This is a genomic window from Devosia sp., from assembly GCF_036676215.1.
Classification (GTDB): Bacteria; Pseudomonadota; Alphaproteobacteria; order Rhizobiales; family Devosiaceae; genus Devosia.
Map to the genome: position 1 here is coordinate 56,273 of NZ_JAKFDJ010000067.1, position 18,032 is coordinate 74,304.

General features: G+C 64.8%; 18 protein-coding genes. 11 read left to right on the plus strand and 7 right to left on the minus strand.

The annotated features are described in order from the left end of the window. Positions 1 to 16 precede the first annotated feature (16 nt). Positions 17 to 802 carry a tRNA1(Val) (adenine(37)-N6)-methyltransferase gene (locus V6M52_RS06460; protein WP_332700458.1) on the minus strand — a complete coding sequence of 262 codons (786 nt, stop codon included), beginning with the start codon at positions 800 to 802 and terminating at the stop codon, positions 17 to 19. A gap of 111 nt (positions 803 to 913) precedes the next feature. Here V6M52_RS06460 and V6M52_RS06465 point away from each other — a divergent pair, with 111 nt between their 5' ends. Next, positions 914 to 1,909 carry a polyprenyl synthetase family protein gene (locus V6M52_RS06465; RefSeq protein ID WP_332700474.1) on the plus strand — a complete coding sequence of 332 codons (996 nt, stop codon included), beginning with the start codon at positions 914 to 916 and terminating at the stop codon, positions 1,907 to 1,909. Positions 1,910 to 2,047: 138 nt separating this feature from the next. Here V6M52_RS06465 and V6M52_RS06470 read toward each other — a convergent pair whose 3' ends face one another. From V6M52_RS06470 to V6M52_RS06480, 3 genes are all read right to left on the minus strand, one after another. Next, on the minus strand, positions 2,048 to 2,923 hold the full coding sequence (locus V6M52_RS06470) for a 4-(cytidine 5'-diphospho)-2-C-methyl-D-erythritol kinase (protein WP_332688429.1): 876 nt from the start codon (positions 2,921 to 2,923) through the stop codon (positions 2,048 to 2,050). Positions 2,924 to 2,928: 5 nt separating this feature from the next. After that, a complete protein-coding gene (locus V6M52_RS06475; protein WP_332700459.1) occupies positions 2,929 to 4,671 on the minus strand; it encodes a tetratricopeptide repeat protein in 1,743 nt (580 codons plus the stop codon). A gap of 108 nt (positions 4,672 to 4,779) precedes the next feature. After that, complete coding sequence (locus V6M52_RS06480) at positions 4,780 to 6,426, minus strand: electron transfer flavoprotein-ubiquinone oxidoreductase (RefSeq protein ID WP_332700460.1); 1,647 nt, start codon at positions 6,424 to 6,426, stop codon at positions 4,780 to 4,782. A 127-nt stretch (positions 6,427 to 6,553) separates the two neighbouring features. Between V6M52_RS06480 and V6M52_RS06485 the strand changes: the two genes are divergently transcribed. From V6M52_RS06485 to V6M52_RS06510, 6 genes are all read left to right on the plus strand, one after another. Beyond that, on the plus strand, positions 6,554 to 7,360 hold the full coding sequence (locus tag V6M52_RS06485) for a uracil-DNA glycosylase (protein ID WP_332700461.1): 807 nt from the start codon (positions 6,554 to 6,556) through the stop codon (positions 7,358 to 7,360). 140 nt (positions 7,361 to 7,500) lie between these two features. Beyond that, the gene (locus V6M52_RS06490; RefSeq protein WP_332700462.1) at positions 7,501 to 8,823 is read left to right on the plus strand and encodes an MFS transporter; all 1,323 of its coding nucleotides are present in this window, start codon (positions 7,501 to 7,503) and stop codon (positions 8,821 to 8,823) included. Further along, the gene (gene moaB, locus V6M52_RS06495; protein ID WP_332700463.1) at positions 8,801 to 9,337 is read left to right on the plus strand and encodes a molybdenum cofactor biosynthesis protein B; all 537 of its coding nucleotides are present in this window, start codon (positions 8,801 to 8,803) and stop codon (positions 9,335 to 9,337) included. Before V6M52_RS06490 ends, moaB begins: the two co-directional genes overlap by 23 nt. A 134-nt stretch (positions 9,338 to 9,471) precedes the next feature. After that, positions 9,472 to 9,936 (plus strand): hypothetical protein, encoded by a 465-nt coding sequence (locus V6M52_RS06500; RefSeq protein ID WP_332700464.1) that lies wholly within the window; start codon positions 9,472 to 9,474, stop codon positions 9,934 to 9,936. Next, a complete protein-coding gene (locus tag V6M52_RS06505) occupies positions 9,937 to 10,161 on the plus strand; it encodes a helix-turn-helix transcriptional regulator (RefSeq protein ID WP_332700465.1) in 225 nt (74 codons plus the stop codon). A gap of 85 nt (positions 10,162 to 10,246) precedes the next feature. Continuing rightward, positions 10,247 to 11,215 (plus strand): NAD(P)-dependent alcohol dehydrogenase, encoded by a 969-nt coding sequence (locus V6M52_RS06510; RefSeq protein ID WP_332700466.1) that lies wholly within the window; start codon positions 10,247 to 10,249, stop codon positions 11,213 to 11,215. A 37-nt stretch (positions 11,216 to 11,252) separates the two neighbouring features. On the opposite strand, the gene V6M52_RS06515 is transcribed toward V6M52_RS06510, so the two are convergent. After that, complete coding sequence (locus tag V6M52_RS06515; RefSeq protein ID WP_332700467.1) at positions 11,253 to 12,731, minus strand: MDR family MFS transporter; 1,479 nt, start codon at positions 12,729 to 12,731, stop codon at positions 11,253 to 11,255. A gap of 419 nt (positions 12,732 to 13,150) precedes the next feature. On the opposite strand from V6M52_RS06515, the gene V6M52_RS06520 reads away from it, so the two are divergent. Further along, a complete protein-coding gene (locus tag V6M52_RS06520; RefSeq protein ID WP_332700468.1) occupies positions 13,151 to 14,299 on the plus strand; it encodes a PA0069 family radical SAM protein in 1,149 nt (382 codons plus the stop codon). Here the strand turns inward: V6M52_RS06520 and V6M52_RS06525 are convergent. Continuing rightward, a complete protein-coding gene (locus V6M52_RS06525; protein ID WP_332700469.1) occupies positions 14,296 to 14,973 on the minus strand; it encodes an HAD family hydrolase in 678 nt (225 codons plus the stop codon). The genes V6M52_RS06520 and V6M52_RS06525 overlap by 4 nt on opposite strands. Positions 14,974 to 15,043: 70 nt before the next feature. Then, on the minus strand, positions 15,044 to 15,628 hold the full coding sequence (locus tag V6M52_RS06530; RefSeq protein ID WP_332700470.1) for a hypothetical protein: 585 nt from the start codon (positions 15,626 to 15,628) through the stop codon (positions 15,044 to 15,046). A 98-nt stretch (positions 15,629 to 15,726) separates the two neighbouring features. Here V6M52_RS06530 and V6M52_RS06535 point away from each other — a divergent pair, with 98 nt between their 5' ends. From V6M52_RS06535 to V6M52_RS06545, 3 genes are all read left to right on the plus strand, one after another. Further along, entirely contained in the window at positions 15,727 to 16,080 is a 354-nt protein-coding gene (locus V6M52_RS06535) for a DUF4180 domain-containing protein (protein ID WP_332700471.1), read from the plus strand. Positions 16,081 to 16,124: 44 nt separating this feature from the next. After that, positions 16,125 to 16,787: a ribonuclease HII gene (locus V6M52_RS06540; protein WP_332700472.1), complete on the plus strand. Its 663-nt coding sequence runs from the start codon at positions 16,125 to 16,127 to the stop codon at positions 16,785 to 16,787. Between the two features lie 96 nt (positions 16,788 to 16,883). Beyond that, positions 16,884 to 18,017 carry a site-specific DNA-methyltransferase gene (locus V6M52_RS06545; protein WP_332692256.1) on the plus strand — a complete coding sequence of 378 codons (1,134 nt, stop codon included), beginning with the start codon at positions 16,884 to 16,886 and terminating at the stop codon, positions 18,015 to 18,017. Positions 18,018 to 18,032 lie beyond the last annotated feature (15 nt).

Below are 18,032 nucleotides of genomic sequence, written 5' to 3' on the forward strand. Positions count from 1 at the left end.
AGCCTTGCCGGGCCGATTACCAGACAAGCCGGGCGAGGCCACGAAAGATTGCGTCGAAGTCAGGCCGGAAGGCACGGCTTTCGGCGTCGTGCAGCGCCCGGCTAGCTAATAGAGTCAGCGGCGCGCGGGAGCCCTTGATGCCGCGCAGCAGCACCCGGCTGGCCGGTTCGTCGGGGCGCGGGGTCAGCGGCAGCACGGTGACGGCGCCGAAGCGCTGCTCGAAACCGGCCAGCAGCGGGGCGAGGCTTTGCGCCGGATAGACAAAGATGACCTCGCCGCCAGCGGCGGCGGCGCCAGCCGCGGTCTTGATCCAGAGATCAAGCGTGGCGGCATCCATGTGCCGCGACCCGGCGCGGCCGGCGTCAGTGGCGAGGGTACCGGCGCCATCAGCGAAAAACGGGGGATTGGCGATGACGCTATCGAAGGCGTTGTCGGGGATGCCGGCCGCCCGCCGCTCGGCGCCCTTGCCGGCGACGTCGGCCAGGACAATCCGGGCGCGGGTGGCAAAGCCGTTGGCGGATGCATTGCTCTCCGCCAATGCGATCATTTCGGCGTTTTGATCGGCCAGCGTGGCGGTGAGATCGGCATTGTGGGCCATGGTGACAAAGGCCGCCGTGCCGACGCCGCAGCCCAGGTCGAGCAGGCTTTTGCGGTCACCCGCCACTGCCGCGCCGAGCAGCACGCTGTCGAGGCCGGCCCGGAAACCGCGGCTGGGCTGCGACAGAGTGAGCCGCCCACCCAAAAAGGCATCGCGTGTTACCGATTGGTGTTTTACAAAGCTATGAGGCTGGTCTAGGGACATCGCACCCTGAAAGGCCGGTTCGGCGCGACCTTACATGCGCTTGTGCAGCAGGCTCAACCAGATTTGCCAGGCGGCGGACGAGGACGGAATAAAGTGTCAGTTCTGACGCAAATGAGAGAAGCGCCGGTGGCCAACCCGATCGAGCGGTTGCTGGTGGCGACCGAGGCCGACATGGCCAAGGTGAATGCGCTGATTCTCAGCCGCGCCAATTCTCATGTCGAAATGGTGCCCGAGCTGGCGCGCTACCTCATCGAAAGCGGCGGCAAGCGGCTGCGGCCGATGCTGACGGTCGCGGCAGCGCAGCTGTTCGGCAAGGGCAGCGGCACCGCGATCAACTTTGCGGCTGCCGTCGAATTCATGCACAATGCCACCCTGCTGCATGACGACGTGGTCGACGAGAGCGATATGCGCCGTGGCAAGCCGGCGGCCCGCATGGTGTGGGGCAACAAGGCCTCCATCCTGGTCGGCGACTTCCTGCTCGGCCAGGCTTTCATGATGATGGTGGAAACCGGCGATATCGGCGCGCTCGGCGTGCTGTCGGCCGCCTCGGCAGTGATGGCCGAGGGCGAAGTGTTTCAGCTCGCCAAGACCGGCGATCTCACCACCACGCCGGCCGACTATGCCGAAGTGATCCGCGCCAAAACCGCCGTGCTGTTCGAGGCCGCCTGCGAAGTGGGCGCCATGTCGGGCGGCGCAGACGCGGCCGGCCGCCAGGCGCTGGCGCGCTTCGGGCTCGAACTGGGCAATGCCTTCCAACTGGTCGATGACGTGCTCGATTATGGCGGGCAGTCCGGCACGCTGGGCAAGAATACCGGCGACGACCTGCGCGAGGGCAAGATGACCCTGCCGGTGATCCTGGCGCTGACCGAAGGCAGCGATGCCGAGCGTGCCACCATCACCAAGGCGCTGGGCGATGCCGAGGCCACGGCCGAGCAGGTTGCCGACGTGGTGGCGATCATGGAACATCACAAGACCCTGGCTCGCACGATCGACCAGGCGCAAGGCCACGCGCGCTCGGCGCAGCAGGCGCTGGAAGTCCTGCCCGAGTCCGCGATGCGGGCCCTGCTCAGTGACGTGGTCGAGTTCAGCGTGATCCGGGCTTATTAGGCCTCTTCACCTCTCCCTTTGGGGGAGGTCGACCCACTTGGGTCGGGTGAGGGGAGCCTCCTCAAGCACCTCACCCAGTAAAGGCCCCCTCACCCGGCGCTGCGCGCCGACCTCTCCCCAGAGGGGCGAGGTAAGACGCTAAGGCACCAGCAGTGGGGCGGCGGCGACCCAGTGATCGGGATGGGCTGCGCGCATGACCTGGGCGGCCTGGTGGGCTTGGCCGGCGGAGCCGAACAATCCGAACACCGTGGCGCCGGAGCCGGACATGCGCGCCAGCATGCAGCCCTGGGTTTCGGCCAGCTGGGCGACGATTTCGCCGATGATGGGCACGAGCTTGACGGCCGGCGGCTGCAGGTCATTGCGGGTTTCGGCCAGCCAGATGCCCAATTGCGCCGGGCGTGTCAGCGGCGAAGGCAGTTCGGGCAGCGGATAATTATCATGTGCCCGCAGCCGGCGGAATACGTCGGCGGTGGCCAATGGCACCATCGGGTTGACCAGTACGAGATGGCAGGCGGGAAATTCGGGCAGCGGCGCCAGCACTTCGCCCACGCCGCGCGCCACCAGCGGCGCTGACACCAGGCAGGCGGGGACGTCGGCCCCAAGGCGCGCTGCCATGTCTGCGAGGTCGGCCAGGGCGATCGCCTGGTTGGAAAGGCCCGCCATCAGGCGCAGGGCCGCCGCGGCATCGGCCGAGCCGCCGCCAATGCCCGCCGCCACCGGCAGGTTCTTGATAAGGCGTAGGGCCAGCCCCGTCTCTACGGCGTCCGGCCAGCGGGCCCGGAACGCCGCCACGGCCCGCCACACAAGATTGCTCTCGCCAGCGCCCAGCCCCCCGCCGAAGGGCCCTGAAATGTGCAGGGTGTCGGTGCTGGCGGGAACAGCTTCAAGTTCATCGGCCAGGTCGGCAAAGACGACGAGGCTTTCGAGATCATGGTAGCCGTCCTCACGCCGACGCGTCACGTGCAGGGCAAGGTTTACCTTGGCCGGCGCAAGCTGGACGTAGGGTGACGCCATGAGCTCTATTCGGTCTCGTTGGCTTCGGTAAGGCCGTCGGCGAGCTTTGCCGCCACGCGCTCCTTGACGTTGCCGGTCTCATCGACGGAGGCGGCAACATTCCACTGGAACCTGGCTTCAAGCTTGCGACCGGCCTTCCAATAGGCATCGCCCAGATGGTCGTTGATCTCGGCATCGTTGGGGCGCAGCAGCACGGCGTGTTCGAGCGTCGTGACTGCCTCCTCGATGCGACCGAGCTTGTAGAAGGCCCAGCCCAGCGAATCGACGATATAGCCATCCTGGGGCTGCGCTTCGACGGCCTTCTCGATCATCTCGAGCGCCGGCTCGAGGTTCATGTCCTGGTCGATCCAACTATAGCCGAGATAGTTGAGCACGGCCGGCTGATCGGGATTGAGCTCGAGGGCCTTGAGGAAATCCGCCTCGGCCTTGGACCATTGCTTGGCCCGCTCATAGGCAATACCGCGCACATAATAGAAGCGCCAGTCGGCGGGGCTGTCGCCGCCGGTCAGGGCCAGCGCCTTGGTATAGGCGTCGACGGCTTTGAGATACTGCTCGTCATAGCGCAGCAGATCGCCCAGAACTGACACCGCGTCGAGATCGTCGGGCTGGCTGGTCACGATATTGCCGAGCCGGCGCAAGGCTTCGGGACGGTCACCCTTGACGTCCAGATTCTGCGCGATGCGCACCACCGCCGTCGGCTTCATCGGCGAGGTCACCGGAACCGCGTCATAGATGGCGTTGGCAGCGTCGTGCTGGTTGGCACTATCGAGCAACTGGCCGAGGGCCAGCGCGATCACGTCAGCGGAGGGGTCGAGGTAAAGCCCCATGCGCAGGAAAACCAGCGACAGGTCGAGGCTGCCATCGCGCGACAGGGCCACACCGATGCCGTGGAACATTTCGGCCGCGCCGACCTGCACATTGGCGGCAAAGATGCCCGGCCGCTGCCCGGCCTCGATCTGCTCCTTGACGATGGTCACAACGGGATGGGTGATGCCCTGGTCTTCGAAGGCGGCGATCACGTCCCGCGCCTCGTCGAGGCGCCCGGCATTTGCCAGAATGCGCGCATAGACCTCGGCAATGCGGGCGACATAGGGCTCGGCCTCGAAGGCGCGCCCGGCCAGGGTGATGGCGCCCTCGGTATCGCCGGCGGCCTCGGCCATCAGCGCCCGGTGGAACACCAGGAAATCGTCGAGGCCGGTCTGGCCGAGCGTGTCGAGCACGGCATCGGCTTCATCCTTGCGATTGTCGCCCACCAGGGCCCAGGCGTGCAGGATGCCGGCGGTAATACCGGTGAAACTATCCTGCCCGATGGCACCCAGCATCTGCCCGGCCGCGCCATAGCGGCGCTCCTTGAGCGCTTCGGTGGCGACCACCAGCTCGGCGAGTTCGTTGTTGGGGTCCAGTTCGAGCAGGTGCTTGGCTGTCGAGGCCGCCTGGCCGATCTGCCCATCAGCCGCATAGGCGATGAAGGCGCGCTCCACCAGAACTGGATTGTCCCAGTCGGCCTGTGCCGCCTGGGCAAAATAGCGGGCCGCCTCGTCGGTGCGCAGATCCTGAAGGGCCTGCTGGCCCGCCATATAGGAGCCAGTCACGCTGACGCGGAACAGGGGCAGCAGATCGAACTGGGCCTGAGGGCTGGACTGCGCGGTCTGGACCGATTGCGCCGATTGCGCGGCTTGAGCGGCCGTGGTCGAGAGCAGGAAGGCGACCAGCGCCGGACGCGCGAGGCGATGCAGAAGCGATATCACGAGGCTTGAAACTCCCTTGGCCCGTTGGGGCCCGTTCTGGCGGCGAAGATTGTCCGTTTTGGGACTGCGCCGCAAGGGCGCGCCACATAGCGTGATCTCGGCGCCGCGCTACATTCCGCTATAGTTGGGACCACTGCCCCCTTCTGGAGGAACCCAGGTGATGTTCTGGGCGGGGTCCTTGATGTCGCAGGTCTTGCAGTGCACGCAATTGGCCGCGTTGATGCGGAACACCGGGGCTCCGCCCTCTTCGGCGACTTCATAGACGCCGGCTGGGCAATAGAGCGGGGCGGGTTCGCCGTATTTCGGCAGGTTGTCGCGGATCGGCACGGCCGGATCGGCCAGAAGCAGATGCATCGGCTGGTCCTCGTCATGCGCCAGATTGGCGAGGTAGACCGAAGAGGCGCGATCGAAGGTCAGCTTGCCGTCGGGCCTGGGATAGGTCCGGGGCGGCAGTGCGCCCTTGGGCTTGAGCCCCTGGTAATCGGGCTTGGTGTGATGCAGCGTGCCGAGCAGCGAGCGCCGCAGTATGGCGGACGACCAGAGCTCGATGCCCGCAGCCAGCGCACCGGCAAAGGTGCCCAGACGGGTCCAGAGCGGCTTGACGTTGCGCACGCCCTGCAATTCATCGGCAATGCCGGTGGCCATGACGCGATGGCCGAAATCCTTGATCAGGTCGTGTTGGCGGCCCTTGCCGATGGCGTCGGCCACGGCATCGGCGGCGCCAATGCCCGAGAGGATAGCATTGTGGATGGCCTTGAGGCGGGGCGCATTCATGAAGCCGGCGGCGCAACCGATGAGGCCGCCACCCGCAAAGGCCAGCGTCGGGATGGACTGCCAACCACCGGCCGTGACGGCGCGGGCGCCATAGCTGAGGCGCGTGGCCCCATCGAGCAGCGGCGCTACCGACTTGTGCGTCTTGAAGCGCTGGAACTCGTCGAAGGGAGAGAGCGTGGGGTCCTGGTAATCGAGGTAGGTCACGAGCCCGACATAGAGCTTGCGATTTTCGGCGTGGTAAACGAAGCCGCCGCCGGCCGTGGCATTGTCGAGCGGAAAGCCCAGATAGTGGTCCACCCTGCCCTGCTGGTGCCGGTCGGCGGGGATTTCCCAGACTTCCTTGATGCCCAGGCCGTATTTCTGCGGCTCGCGGCCGAGCTGATGGGCGGCGATGACCTGCTTGGCCAGCGAGCCGCGCGCGCCTTCGGCGATCAGCGTATACTTGGCTTCGAGCGCTATGCCTTCAGCAAAACCGGGCTTGGGATTGCCCGCATGATCACGGCCAAGATCGCCGGTGATGATGCCGCGCACCGGGCCCTTGCCGGTGCTCAGCACATCGACCGCAGCGGTCATGGGGAAAATGTCGACGCCCAGTTCGCTCGCCTGCTCGCCCAGCCAGCGCACAAGATGGCCCAGGCTCACGATCACCGCATTGGGCGTCTTGAGCTGTGGGGGCAGCAGCAGATCGGGGAGCGCGAAATCGTGTTTGTCGGTCAGAAAATGATAGGTGTCGGTAGTGACATCGGGGCCGACGGGGGCGCCCTTGAGCCGCCAGTCGGGGATCAGCGCATCGAGCCCGACCGGGTCCATCACCGCGCCGGACAGGATGTGACCGCCGATCTCGGCCGCCTTCTCCACCACTGTTACGGCTATCTCGGGGTGGCGCTGCTTGATGCGGATGGCAGCGGCGAGGCCAGAGGGACCCGCGCCGACAATCAGCACGTCGGTCGAAAGGGTTTCGCGCGAACCGGCCTCTGCCATATAGGAATGCCTCAACGTTCCGTTACAGTCTGGTCGCGCTGTCGAACCGGAAAACGGTATCCACTTTTGCTGACAGCGCTCCAAGCGCGGCTGGCCGCGCCAAACGGGCTGTGACATAACAGAGAACATGGCTCAAGATCGACCGCTAAATCACGACGAAATGCTCGCCGTGCTCGACTGGTATCGAGCTGCGGGCGTCGATGTCGCCGTGGGCGAGGAGCCGGTCGACCGCTTCGCGCAGCGCCCGCCGGCGCGGATAACGCCGCCACCGGCGGTTGTTGCCGACCCATCGGGCGAGCGGCCGGCCGAAACGCCGATGCTGGGCGGCGATCCTGCGGAGGCGCGGAGCCTGGCGGCTTCGGCACAGTCGCTCGATGCGCTGCAGGCGCTGCTGGGCGCCTATGACGGCTGCGGGCTGAAGCTGCGGGCCACGCAACTGGTGTTTGCCGATGGCAATCCGCAGGCCGAGATCATGCTGATCGGGGAGGCGCCCGGCGCCGAGGAGGACCGGCAGGGCAAGCCCTTTGTCGGCAAGTCCGGCCAATTGCTGGACCGGATGCTGGCGGCCATCGGGCTGGACCGCAGCAAGGTCTATATCGCCAATACCGTGCCGTGGCGGCCGCCCGGCAACCGCACGCCGACGCCCGAGGAAATGGCGCTGTGCCTGCCCTTCCTGCACCGGCAGGTGGAACTGGTGGCCCCCAGGCTGGTGATGACGCTAGGCGGGCCGGCCATGCAGACGGTGTTTTCCACCACCAACGGCATCATCAAGATGCGCGGCAAGTGGTCGAGCGTGACGATCGGCAACCATCAGGTGGAAGCCATCCCGACGCTGCACCCGGCCTATCTGCTGCGCAACCCGGCGGCCAAGCAGCAGGCGTGGCGGGATATGCTGGGGCTGAAGCTGAAGATGGTGGAGCTGGGGCTGGGTTAGCGCTCGGCTCCCCGACCGGCGCCTGCCCTGACAATATCTTGCGTCGCCGCAATTTCGCCCTGCCAATCCGGGAACGCCGCGCTATTGTCACCGTTGCGTGATTTGCCACTCTCTCCCGTCCCAGCACAGCCGAAAGCGTCATGGCCTCTGTAATCAAGATCTACGCCCTGTTCCTGGGCTCCGCGCTGCTTATGTTCGGCGGCGGCCTGCAGGGCCTGCTGCTGTCGGTGCGCGGCGCCGAAGAAGGGTTTTCGCTGCTGGCGCTGGGCCTGATCGGCACCGGCTGGTCGGTGGGGTTTGTCGCCGGGTCTATTTCGGTGCCCCTGGTGGTGCGCAAGGTGGGCCATATCAGGGCCTTCTCGGTGATGGCGGCCATCGGCACCATCACCATCCTGCTCAACCTGCTGCTGATCAACGATATCAGCTGGATCCTGCTGCGCGCCCTGTCGGGTTTCTGTTTTGCCGGCGCGGCGATGATCGTAGAGAGCTGGCTCAACGAAGTCGCCGAGAACAAGAGCCGAGGCACGATCTTTTCGATCTATGTGACCATCAATATGGCGGCCTCGACGCTGGGGCAGATCGCCATGTCGGTGACCGGTACGGCGGGTTATGTGCCGTTTGTGCTGGGCGCCATCAGCTTTATCTGCGCCGTGCTGCCGACGGCGCTGACCTCCAGCCCGCAGCCGCGGCCGCTGTCTTCGGCCAAGATCGATATCGGCCTGCTTTACCGCACCTCCCCGGTAGCGGCGATCGCGGCCTTTTCGGTGGGCATGGCCAATGGCGCCTTTGGCACGCTGGCGCCGGTCTATGGCTATGAACAGGGGCTCGATACCAGCGGCATCGCCCTGCTGTTTGCCGTGGCGGCTATTCTGGGCGCGGTGGCGCAAATTCCGTTCGGGCGCCTGTCCGACCGCATCGACCGGCGCATCGTGCTGATCGGGCTTTCCGGCTTTGCCGCCATTGTCGGCGCGCTGACTGTGCTCATCAATCCGGGCGCCAACTGGATGATGTTCGTGCTGTTCGCTGCCTATGGCTTTGCCGCCAACCCGATCTATGCGGTGGCCGTGGCCCATGCCAATGACTTTGCCAAGGATGGCGATTTTGCCAAGATTGCTGGCGGCATGCTGCTGATCCTGGGGATCGGGCTGGCCATCGGCCCCGCCGTGGCCTCGCTGATCATGGGCGCATGGTCGCCGGTGGGCCTGTTCATGGTGACGGCGTCGTTCCACGGTGCGCTCGCGGTCACCGCCTTTTTGCGCATGCGCATCCGCAAGGGGATCGACGCGGCCTATCGCGAGCCGTTCCGGCCCATGGGCGACCGGCAGTCGACACCGGAAACCATTGTGCTCGATCCACGGGCTGATAGTGATAGCCCCGAGATGGGACATGCCGAGGCGCCGGTCCCCGACGAGTTGGCGACGCAGAACGAGGATAGACGCGATGTTCAAGACGGCACGGTTTGAAGACCGGGCATTCAAGCCCCTTTCCATCGCCGTCATCGCCGTTTCCGACACGCGAACGCTGGAAACCGATACCGGCGGAGCGCTACTCAAATCGCTGCTGGAAGCGGATGGCCATCGCTGCGCCGAGCGCGTGGTGGTGCGTGACGATATCCAGCTCATCCGCCAGGCCGTGCAGGGCTTCGTCGCCGATCCTTCGGTCGACGTCATCCTCACCACGGGCGGCACCGGATTTTCCGGCCGCGACGTGACCCCAGAGGCCGTCGAGCCGCTGTTCGACAAGCGGATGGAAGGCTTTTCGGTGCTGTTCCACCAGTATTCGGCGACCACGGTGGGCACCAGTTCGCTGCAGTCGCGCGCCACGGCGGGACTGATCGGCACCACATTCGTCTTCTGCCTGCCCGGTTCGCGCGGCGCGTGCCGCGACGCCTGGGAGGGCATTCTCACCCACCAGCTCGACTATCGCCACAAGCCCTGCAACTTCGTCGAACTGATGCCTCGCCTCGACGAGCGCTGAGGCAAGGCGAGGGAAGCGCCGCCCTCAATCAGGGCAGCACGTTATAAATTTCTACCACCATGTTAAATCTTCTTTACATAACGCCAAAAATATCAGATACACCGTCATGTAGATTTAGCATGCGGGGTTCGAGAATGTCCTTTCGGGAAAAGACGGCGTGGATCGCGGTGCTGACCACCCTGGTGGTCTGGAGTGTTTATTTCGCCTGGTTCTGGGCCGATGTGGCGGGCCAGCAGCTCGATGGCGGCACGGTGCTGACGCGGTTCCTGATCTGCATGGGCATTTCGCTGGTGGTGATGGTCGGCCTCAATGTCGCGACCGGGGTGATGACCGCCAAGAATATCGAGACGCCACCCGATGAGCTGGAACGCCAGATCGAGGCGCGGGCCGACCGGATCGGTTTCAAGCTGCTGGAGCTGCTGGTGCCGGTCGGGTTGATCGGCGGGCTGCTGGCCACCGACATGATCCGCTCCGCCTTTCCGGCCGATCCGGCAGGCAGCGTGGCGCTGATCTTTGCCAATGGCATATTGATGGCCTTCGTGCTGACCGAAGTGGTGCGCGAGGCGGTGCATATCGCCTCGTTCCGGATGACCGCCTGAATGGCCCCTCCCCCCATCAGCAATACGATCCGCCGGCTGCGCTTTGATCATGGCGAAATGACCCAGCAGGAGCTGGCCGACCGGATCGGCATGACCCGGCAGACGGTCGCGGCGATCGAGCAGAACAAGTATTCGCCCTCGCTCGAAGCGGCCTTCCGCATCGCCGAAGTGTTCGGCGTCGAGATCGGCGATGTCTTCCAGTGGAAGAAAACCGTCAGCGGCTGAACGACTCTACAGATTTGAACCTAATCACGGCCCCGATCTTCGAGGGCCGCGGGCCGACACGCGCCCGAAAACTGGAGCTTTTATCATGAAAACCGCCCTGCAGACTGCCTATGGCGCCCCTACAGTCGTCGTCATCGCCGATACAGCCAGGCCCGTGCCCAAGGACAGTGAGGTGCTGGTCAAGGTGATGGCCACCACCGTCACCTCCGGGGACTCGCGCATGCGGGCCTTCCGCATCCCCGCCGCATTCTGGCTGCCGGCCCGCTTGTTCATGGGCATAACCAAACCGCGCAAAGCGGTGTTGGGCGCGGAATTCGCCGGCATTGTCGAGGCGGTGGGCCAGTCAGTCAGCCGCTTTGCTGTGGGCGACCGCGTATTCGGCCTGCATGTTTATGGCTGCCACGCCGAATACAAGGTGGTGCCGGAGGATGCGGCCATCGCGGCGATGCCGCAGGGTCTGGGCTTCGACGAGGCCGCGGCAATCCCCTTCGGGGCATTGACGGCCCAGTTCTTCCTGCGCCAGGCCAATATCGCGGCAGGCCAGCGTGTGCTGGTCAATGGCGCATCGGGCGCGGTCGGCGCCTTCGCAGTGCAGTTGGCGAAACACTATGGCGCCCATGTCACCGGCGTCTGCAGCACCGGCAATGCGGATCTGGTGCGCAGTCTCGGCGCCGATGCCGTCATCGACTACCAGAGCACGGACCTTTCCCGCGCCGGGCAGCAGTTCGACGTCATCCTCGATACGGTCGGCAATATCACGCTTGGCCGGTTCCGCCGGGCCACCACACCAAACGGCATCCTGCTGGCCGTGGATGGCGGGGGCACGGCGTTTCTCCGGGCGGCATGGACCCGACTGTTCGGTAGCCGCAAGGTGATCGCCGCCGTCTCGGCGGACCGGCAGGCGGACCTGGAGATTGTGCGCGATCTGGTGGCGGCTGGCATCGTCCACCCCACCATCGACAGCCGCTATGCCTTCGGCGATATCGCCCAGGCGCATGCCCGGGTCGACAGCGGCCGCAAGCGCGGGGCAGTGGTTGTGGAGGTGGCGGCCTGACAAAGAAAAACGGCGCCCCGCAGGGCGCCGTTGTCGCTTAGTGGCCGTGGCTCATGCCGGGCGCCGGGTCGGGTTTGCGCACGAAGAAGGCGGCCAGCACGGCGAAGAGTGAGATCACCGCGCCGATCAGGAAGGCCAGCTGAATGCCACCAGCCAGCGCGCTGACCGGCTCCACGCCCTCGGCCGCCAGGCCTGCGGTCCGGATGGTCATCAGAGCGACGAACAGGGCGATGCCCGCCGCGCCCGCCACTTGCTGCACCGAGCCGAGGATGGCGCTGCCATGGGAATACATCTCCATGCGCACCGAACCCAACGCTGCTGTGAAGAGCGGCGTAAAGACCAGGGCCAGGCCGATGCTGATGACGATGTGGCCGGTCAGGATGGCCCAGACCGAGGTGTGCTGATCCACGCGGGTCAGGGCCCACAGCACGATCGACACCAGTATGGTGCCGGGCACCAGCAGCTTGGTCGGCCCGATGCGGTCATAGAGCCGGCCGACCGAAGGGGCCAGCAGGCCCATCAACAGGCCGCCAGGCAGCAGCAGCAGTCCGGTCTGCAGCGTATCGAGGCCCAGCACATTCTGGGTATAGATGGGCAGCAGGATGACCGTGCCGAACAGGGCCATCATGGCGATGGCCATGGTCAGCACCGAAACGGTGTAGTTGCGCGACAGGAAGGTGCGCAGGTCCAGCAGCGCCTTGTCCTGCCGCGACAGCACGATCTGGCGCCAGATGAACACTGCCATGGCCACCAGGCCCACTAGCAGAGGCAGCCAGATCGGGAAGGCCGCCCCGCCATGCTCGCCTTCGCCCAGGCTGGAGAGGCCATAGACGAGACCGCCAAACCCCAGAGCCGACAGGATCACCGAAGCGATGTCGAGCGGGGCGTAGCGGGGCGTCGTGACATTCTGCATCTTGCGGCTACCGACGACCAAGGCCGCGATCGCGATGGGCAGCATGAGGATGAACATCCAGCGCCAATCCATATTGGCGAGGATGAAGCCACCGATAGTGGGGCCGATGGCCGGCGCCACGGAGATGACGATGGAGATATTGCCCATGGTCTTGCCGCGCGACTCGGGCGGCACCAGCGTCATCACCGTGGTCATCAGCAGCGGCATCATGATGGCGGTACCGACGGCCTGGATGACGCGGCCAAAAATCAGCAGCTCAATGCCTGGCGCTGCGGCGCAGATCAGCGTGCCGGCCGTGAAGATCGACATGGCCAGCATGAAGACGGGGGTGGTATTCAGGCGCTGCAGCAGAAAACCGGTAATCGGAATGACAATGGCCATGGTGAGCAGGAAAGCCGTGGTCAGCCACTGCGCCACATTGGGCTGCACCCCCAGACTTTCCATCAGATTGGGGATGGCCACACTCATCATCGTCTCATTGAGAAAGACGACAAAGGTGGACCCCAGCAGCAGGCCGATAACCAGCCGGTTGCGGGCCGCGTCGGTCTGGCTCACTGGTGCGTCGGCCGGCATGGCGTCAAAAGTCGTTGCGTCGGTACTCATGAGGATTCCTCGAGCTGAAATTGCTTGGTCACCAGGACGACGGGCGACGCCGGTGGATTTCGACGTCACCCTGGAATGTTTTTGCGACAACCTGTGTCAGCAGGTGAATAGTTAGGCAGAGGCTTTAGTAATCCCGGCGTCGGCGCGGGTCAATACTAAATTATTCTCTTAAGCATTATTCGCGCGGCTGTCGCGAAAGGGTGTTTTTTTTAGGCCTCGACGCCCCGTCCGTCCACCCATTCGAACGCAAATCTGGGCTGCAAAATCGTTCTTCGGCCTCTTCCGCTCGATCGGCCGAACACCCATATGTGTTACAGGCGAGCGGTACAGTTCTTGTTTTGTTCTCATGGAACTGTTACATCCTGGGACGCGTTCTGCGGTCACGATTCGACTGTTGCGCGTCCGGCAGGAGATCTCCCATGGCCCTCTATCAGGCCCCCTCTTTCGAAGCCCTGGAAAAACTCAGCCGCAGCCGCGACGCCGATCTGGCGCGGCGCGAACTGCTCGAGCCCGACCGTATCCGCGGCCGCGGGGCGCAATCCAATCGCAGCGGCCGCTTCGAGAAGCAGACCCGCGAGGGATTCGACGATGGCTGGGACAATGTCGAACCGCTGTCGATCTTCGAGACCATCGAGCATATCGAGCGCGCCAAGACCATCATTACCAGCAATGACAGTCCCGATATCGGCTTCGAGCGCTCGATCAATGCCTATCGCGGCTGTGAACATGGCTGTTCCTACTGCTTCGCCCGGCCGACGCATGCCTTTCTCGGCCATTCGGCAGGGATCGAGTTCGAGCGCGACATCTATGTGAAGGTCAATGCCGTCGAGGCGCTGCGGGCCGAGCTTGCGGCCAAGAACTACAAGGTCAAGCCCATCGCCATGGGCACCAATACCGACCCCTACCAGCCGGCCGAGCGCAAGCACAAGCTGACGCGCGGCATTCTCGAAGTCATGCTGGAAACCCGCCACCCGGTGATGATCACCACAAAATCGGCGCTGATCATCCGCGATCTCGACCTGCTGACCGAACTGGCCAAGCTGGGCCTGGTGAAGGTGGCGCTATCGATGACCTCGATGGACCACAAGCTGAGCCGCAAGATGGAACCCCGGGCTTCCTCCCCTGCCCGGCGTCTGGAGGCCATCCGCCTGCTCAGCGAAGCGGGGGTGCCGGTGGCGGTGTTTGCCTCGCCGATGATCCCGGCGATCAACGACATGGAGCTCGAACGCATTCTCGACGCCGCCAAGGCACAGGGGGCGGTCAGCGCCTCGATGATCCTGTTGCGGCTGCCGGGCGAGGTGCGCGACGTGTTCCGCGAATGGCTGTTGCGGCATTTCCCCGACCGCGTCCGCCACGTGCTGTCGCTGGTGCGCGATACGCGCGGCGGCAAGGACTATGACTCGCGCTGGGGCACGCGCATGACGGGTGAAGGCCCCTATGCCACCCTGCTGCGCCAGCGTTTCGACAAGGCGCGCGAGCGCTACGGCCTCGACGCCAAGCTGCCCGGCCTGCGCAATGACCTGTTCATCGCGCCAAGACTTGAAGAGCGGCAGATGAGCCTGTTCTAGCCCTGCGACACGGTGGCGGCGACGAAGGCGCGCAGCGCCGGGTCGTCATAGCTGTCGGCGGATAGCGCCGCGCCCGCCGCGACCATGTCTTCATGCAGCAGGCTGGTGCGGATGCCGATAGTGGCCAGCCCCGCGGCTGTTGCCGACGCAATGCCGGTGCGCGAATCCTCGAAAGCGACTGAGGCCTCGGCGCTGGCGCCAAGCAGGCGCAGGCCTTCGAGATAGGGCAAGGGATGGGGCTTGCCATGGGCCAGTTCCTCGCCGATCACGACGGCGCGGAAGCGGTGGCGGATGCCTAGCCCATCAAGGATCAGATCGGCATTGGCGCGCGGCGCATTGGTCACCGCCGCCATGGGCAGGCCCGCGGCATCGGCCAAGTCCATCAATGCGAACAGGCCGGGCACCGCATGGATTTCCGTCCGCGCCAGATCGCGGAAGGTCTCCTCCTTGCCGCGCATCACCGCCATGCCGTCGGCCGCCGACAGATGCGGCACGAAGCGGCGGGCGATGGCCTCATTGGCCAGGCCTTGCAGTTCCAGCGCAAAGCGCGGCTTGTCGAACTGGTGCCCATAGGGGGCAAAGGTGCGGTTGAAGGCCTCGAGATGCAGCGGATCGGTATCGGCCAGCGTACCGTCGATATCGAACAGCAGCGCGGCGCCTGGCTTGAGGATCATGAGGAGTTCCGGGTGAAGGGCGTGGAGCAGCGCGGAACCCATAGCAAAACCCGCGCCGCGTCAATCACCGCTAGTATTGCGCGATCCTGCGCGCATAACTGGCCATGAAATCGAGCGAGGCCAGGACGCCGCGCAGCGACAGCCGGACCTCTCGCGCATCGCCGCCCTTGAGCGGCACGGTCGCGACCACTGCATTGCGCTCGCCCATCTGCTCGATCAGTGCCGCCTTGCGGGCCGGATCGGCGACGTAGAACTGGTTGATGGTGTTGTAGCGGGTTTCAAGATCGGTGGCGAAGGTGAGGCGCTCGGGCGGCTCGCTGCCAAAGGACAGCAGCAGCGGGCGGCTGGTATCGGTCTCGACGCCATCGGCGGCCACGGTAAAGGCCACGTCGAGATCACCGGTGAGGCGGTTGCGCAGGATGGTGAGCTTGTAGGCAGGCAGGCCGGCGCTGTTCAACTCCTGGCTGCCGGTGCTGGCAAAGCAGGAAAAGCCATAGTAATCGGTGGCGTCCTCGTCGATGACGTCGGGACAGGCGGCGAGCCAATCGCGGTTATATTCGCGCCATTCGCCGAAGGGATGGTGAAATGGCGCCGCCGCGGAGGGGACGGCCGAAAGCGCTGCAAACGCCAGGATGGCGCCGTATCGGAAGATCATCGTCTGGGCTCTCGCTGGTTGCCCCCAGCGCGTGCACCATAGCAGAGCATCTACCCGATGACAGGGCCTAGCGCTGTGAATATGAAGGAGAATTCGGCATGAACAGCATCGAGCACAATGGTCTCATCCTGCTGGAACTGCCGGAAGACGGCCCCCTTCTCGCCACCGAGCAGGATGCTGTCGACATGATCGGGGAAACCTATGGCACCGGGACAGACATGATCGTGGTGCCGCTCACCCGGCTCGATCCGAGTTTTCTCGATCTCAGAAGCGGCATAGCCGGCATCTTTTTCCAGAAGGTGCAGAACTATCGGCTGCGCCTCGCCATCATCGGGGATATCACCGCCCAGACAGAGGCCAGCAAGGCGCTGCGGGATTTCGTGTTCGAAACCAACAAGCACGGCAATCACCTCTTTGCGCCCGACCGGGCGGCGCTGCTGGCGCGGCTGTGACGGCCGCCGGTTGACTTGATCGGTCCGAGGACGATGCTGGCGGCATGCTGTTTGATTCGACCCTGCAGACCGAGCCCGACTACCGCCACGAGCTGGAACTCCAGGCGCGTGGCGCCCGTATCGTAGCGGGTGTCGATGAAGCCGGGCGCGGGCCGCTGGCCGGGCCGGTGGTGGTCTCGGCCGTGGTGCTGGACCCCAATTGCATTCCGCCCGGGCTCAACGACTCCAAGAAGCTGACCGAGGAGCAGCGCGAACTACTGTTCGCCCAGATCATGGCGACGGCCCATGCGGTCTCCGTCGTGGTAGCCCCGCCCTCGATCATCCTCAGCCGCAATATCCGCGGCGCGACGCTCTGGGGCATGGCGCAGGCGGCCAATAGCCTGGGGATCCGCCCCGACCGGGTGCTGATCGACGGCCGCGACGTGCCGCTCGGCCTGCCCTGCGAGGGCCTGGCGCTGATCGGCGGCGACGGGCGCAGCGTCTCGATCGCGGCGGCGTCAATCGTCGCCAAGGTGACGCGCGACCGCATGTGCCGGATCATGGATGGCGACGCGCCGCATTTCGGCTTTTCAGGCCACAAGGGCTATTCGACGCCCCAGCATATGCGCGCGCTGGTGGAGCATGGGCCATGCCGACACCATCGCGAGGAGTTCGCGCCGGTGGCTGAAGCCTGGGCGCGGCTGCGCGGCGTGGTGCTGGTCGCTTGACCCGCCCCTTAACCTTCCGCTAACCCTTTGAAAAAACGCTCCATTAACCCTGGCGTTCTATAACGAGCGGGTTAGTACTGCGTTAGGGTTAAGTGTATGTTGCGTACCGCGCGTAGGGCTGTCGAGGCAGCTGCGGAAGAGGCTCCGCGCCTCCCGATCGATACAATTCTGGTGGGCGATTGCATCGACCACATGAATGCCTTGCCGGCCGGCTCCGTCGACCTGATCTTCGCCGATCCACCCTATAACCTGCAGCTCGAGCAGGGCCTCACAAGGCCCGACCAGAGCAAGGTCGATGCGGTGGATGACGAGTGGGACAAGTTCGAGAGCTTTGCCCATTACGACAATTTCACCCGCGCCTGGCTCAAGGCCGCGAGGCGGGTGCTGAAGCCCGATGGGGCCCTCTGGGTCATCGGCAGTTATCACAATATCTTCCGCGTCGGCACGGCGTTGCAGGATCTCGATTTCTGGATGCTCAACGACATCGTTTGGCGCAAGGCCAATCCGATGCCCAATTTCCGCGGCACGCGCTTTACCAATGCGCATGAGACGCTGATCTGGGCCGCCAAGAGCCAGAAAAGCCGCGTCACCTTCAACTATGAAGCCATGAAGCTGGCCAATGACGATACGCAGATGCGCAGCGACTGGCTGTTTCCGCTCTGCACTGGCGCTGAACGGCTCAAGGACGAGGATGACGGCAAGGTCCATCCGACCCAGAAGCCGGAAGCCCTGCTGTTCCGCATTCTCAATGCCACGACCAAGCCGGGCGATGTGGTGCTCGACCCCTTCTTCGGCACCGGCACGACCGGCGCCGTGGCACGCAAGCTGGGCCGGCATTTCATCGGCATCGAGCGGGAAGATGCCTATATCAACGCCGCGCTCAAGCGCATCGCGGCGATCCGCCCCGGCGTGTTCGAGGCGCTGCAATCGGTGACGCCCAAGCGCAAGGAAACCCGCATCCCCTTCGGCTCGCTGATCGAGCAGGGATTAATTGAGCCGGGCACGCAACTCTTCGACTTAACGAAACGTTACTTCGCCATGGTTCGTGCAGACGGCTCGCTCGTCTCCGGTTCCCATCAAGGCTCCATCCACAAGGTTGGCGCTTTGGTCCAAGGCGCCGAAGCATGCAACGGGTGGACCTTCTGGCACCACGAACAAAACGGGCAGACCAGCCCGATAGACGAACTCCGCACGGGCATCCGTGCAAAACTTGATTTGCTTTCTGCCTGATCCTGACCTCCAATC

Bases quoted from the DNA above. Each gene is read 5' to 3' on its own strand.
- V6M52_RS06460 (WP_332700458.1), bottom strand. From the start codon at position 802: ATGTCCCTAGACCAGCCTCATAGCTTTGTAAAACACCAATCGGTAACA.
- V6M52_RS06465 (WP_332700474.1), top strand. From the start codon at position 914: ATGAGAGAAGCGCCGGTGGCCAACCCGATCGAGCGGTTGCTGGTGGCG.
- V6M52_RS06470 (WP_332688429.1), bottom strand. From the start codon at position 2,923: ATGGCGTCACCCTACGTCCAGCTTGCGCCGGCCAAGGTAAACCTTGCC.
- V6M52_RS06480 (WP_332700460.1), bottom strand. From the start codon at position 6,426: ATGGCAGAGGCCGGTTCGCGCGAAACCCTTTCGACCGACGTGCTGATT.
- V6M52_RS06485 (WP_332700461.1), top strand. From the start codon at position 6,554: ATGGCTCAAGATCGACCGCTAAATCACGACGAAATGCTCGCCGTGCTC.
- V6M52_RS06490 (WP_332700462.1), top strand. From the start codon at position 7,501: ATGGCCTCTGTAATCAAGATCTACGCCCTGTTCCTGGGCTCCGCGCTG.
- moaB (WP_332700463.1), top strand. From the start codon at position 8,801: ATGTTCAAGACGGCACGGTTTGAAGACCGGGCATTCAAGCCCCTTTCC.
- V6M52_RS06500 (WP_332700464.1), top strand. From the start codon at position 9,472: ATGTCCTTTCGGGAAAAGACGGCGTGGATCGCGGTGCTGACCACCCTG.
- V6M52_RS06505 (WP_332700465.1), top strand. From the start codon at position 9,937: ATGGCCCCTCCCCCCATCAGCAATACGATCCGCCGGCTGCGCTTTGAT.
- V6M52_RS06510 (WP_332700466.1), top strand. From the start codon at position 10,247: ATGAAAACCGCCCTGCAGACTGCCTATGGCGCCCCTACAGTCGTCGTC.
- V6M52_RS06515 (WP_332700467.1), bottom strand. From the start codon at position 12,731: ATGAGTACCGACGCAACGACTTTTGACGCCATGCCGGCCGACGCACCA.
- V6M52_RS06520 (WP_332700468.1), top strand. From the start codon at position 13,151: ATGGCCCTCTATCAGGCCCCCTCTTTCGAAGCCCTGGAAAAACTCAGC.
- V6M52_RS06525 (WP_332700469.1), bottom strand. From the start codon at position 14,973: ATGATCCTCAAGCCAGGCGCCGCGCTGCTGTTCGATATCGACGGTACG.
- V6M52_RS06530 (WP_332700470.1), bottom strand. From the start codon at position 15,628: ATGATCTTCCGATACGGCGCCATCCTGGCGTTTGCAGCGCTTTCGGCC.
- V6M52_RS06535 (WP_332700471.1), top strand. From the start codon at position 15,727: ATGAACAGCATCGAGCACAATGGTCTCATCCTGCTGGAACTGCCGGAA.
- V6M52_RS06540 (WP_332700472.1), top strand. From the start codon at position 16,125: ATGCTGTTTGATTCGACCCTGCAGACCGAGCCCGACTACCGCCACGAG.
- V6M52_RS06545 (WP_332692256.1), top strand. From the start codon at position 16,884: ATGTTGCGTACCGCGCGTAGGGCTGTCGAGGCAGCTGCGGAAGAGGCT.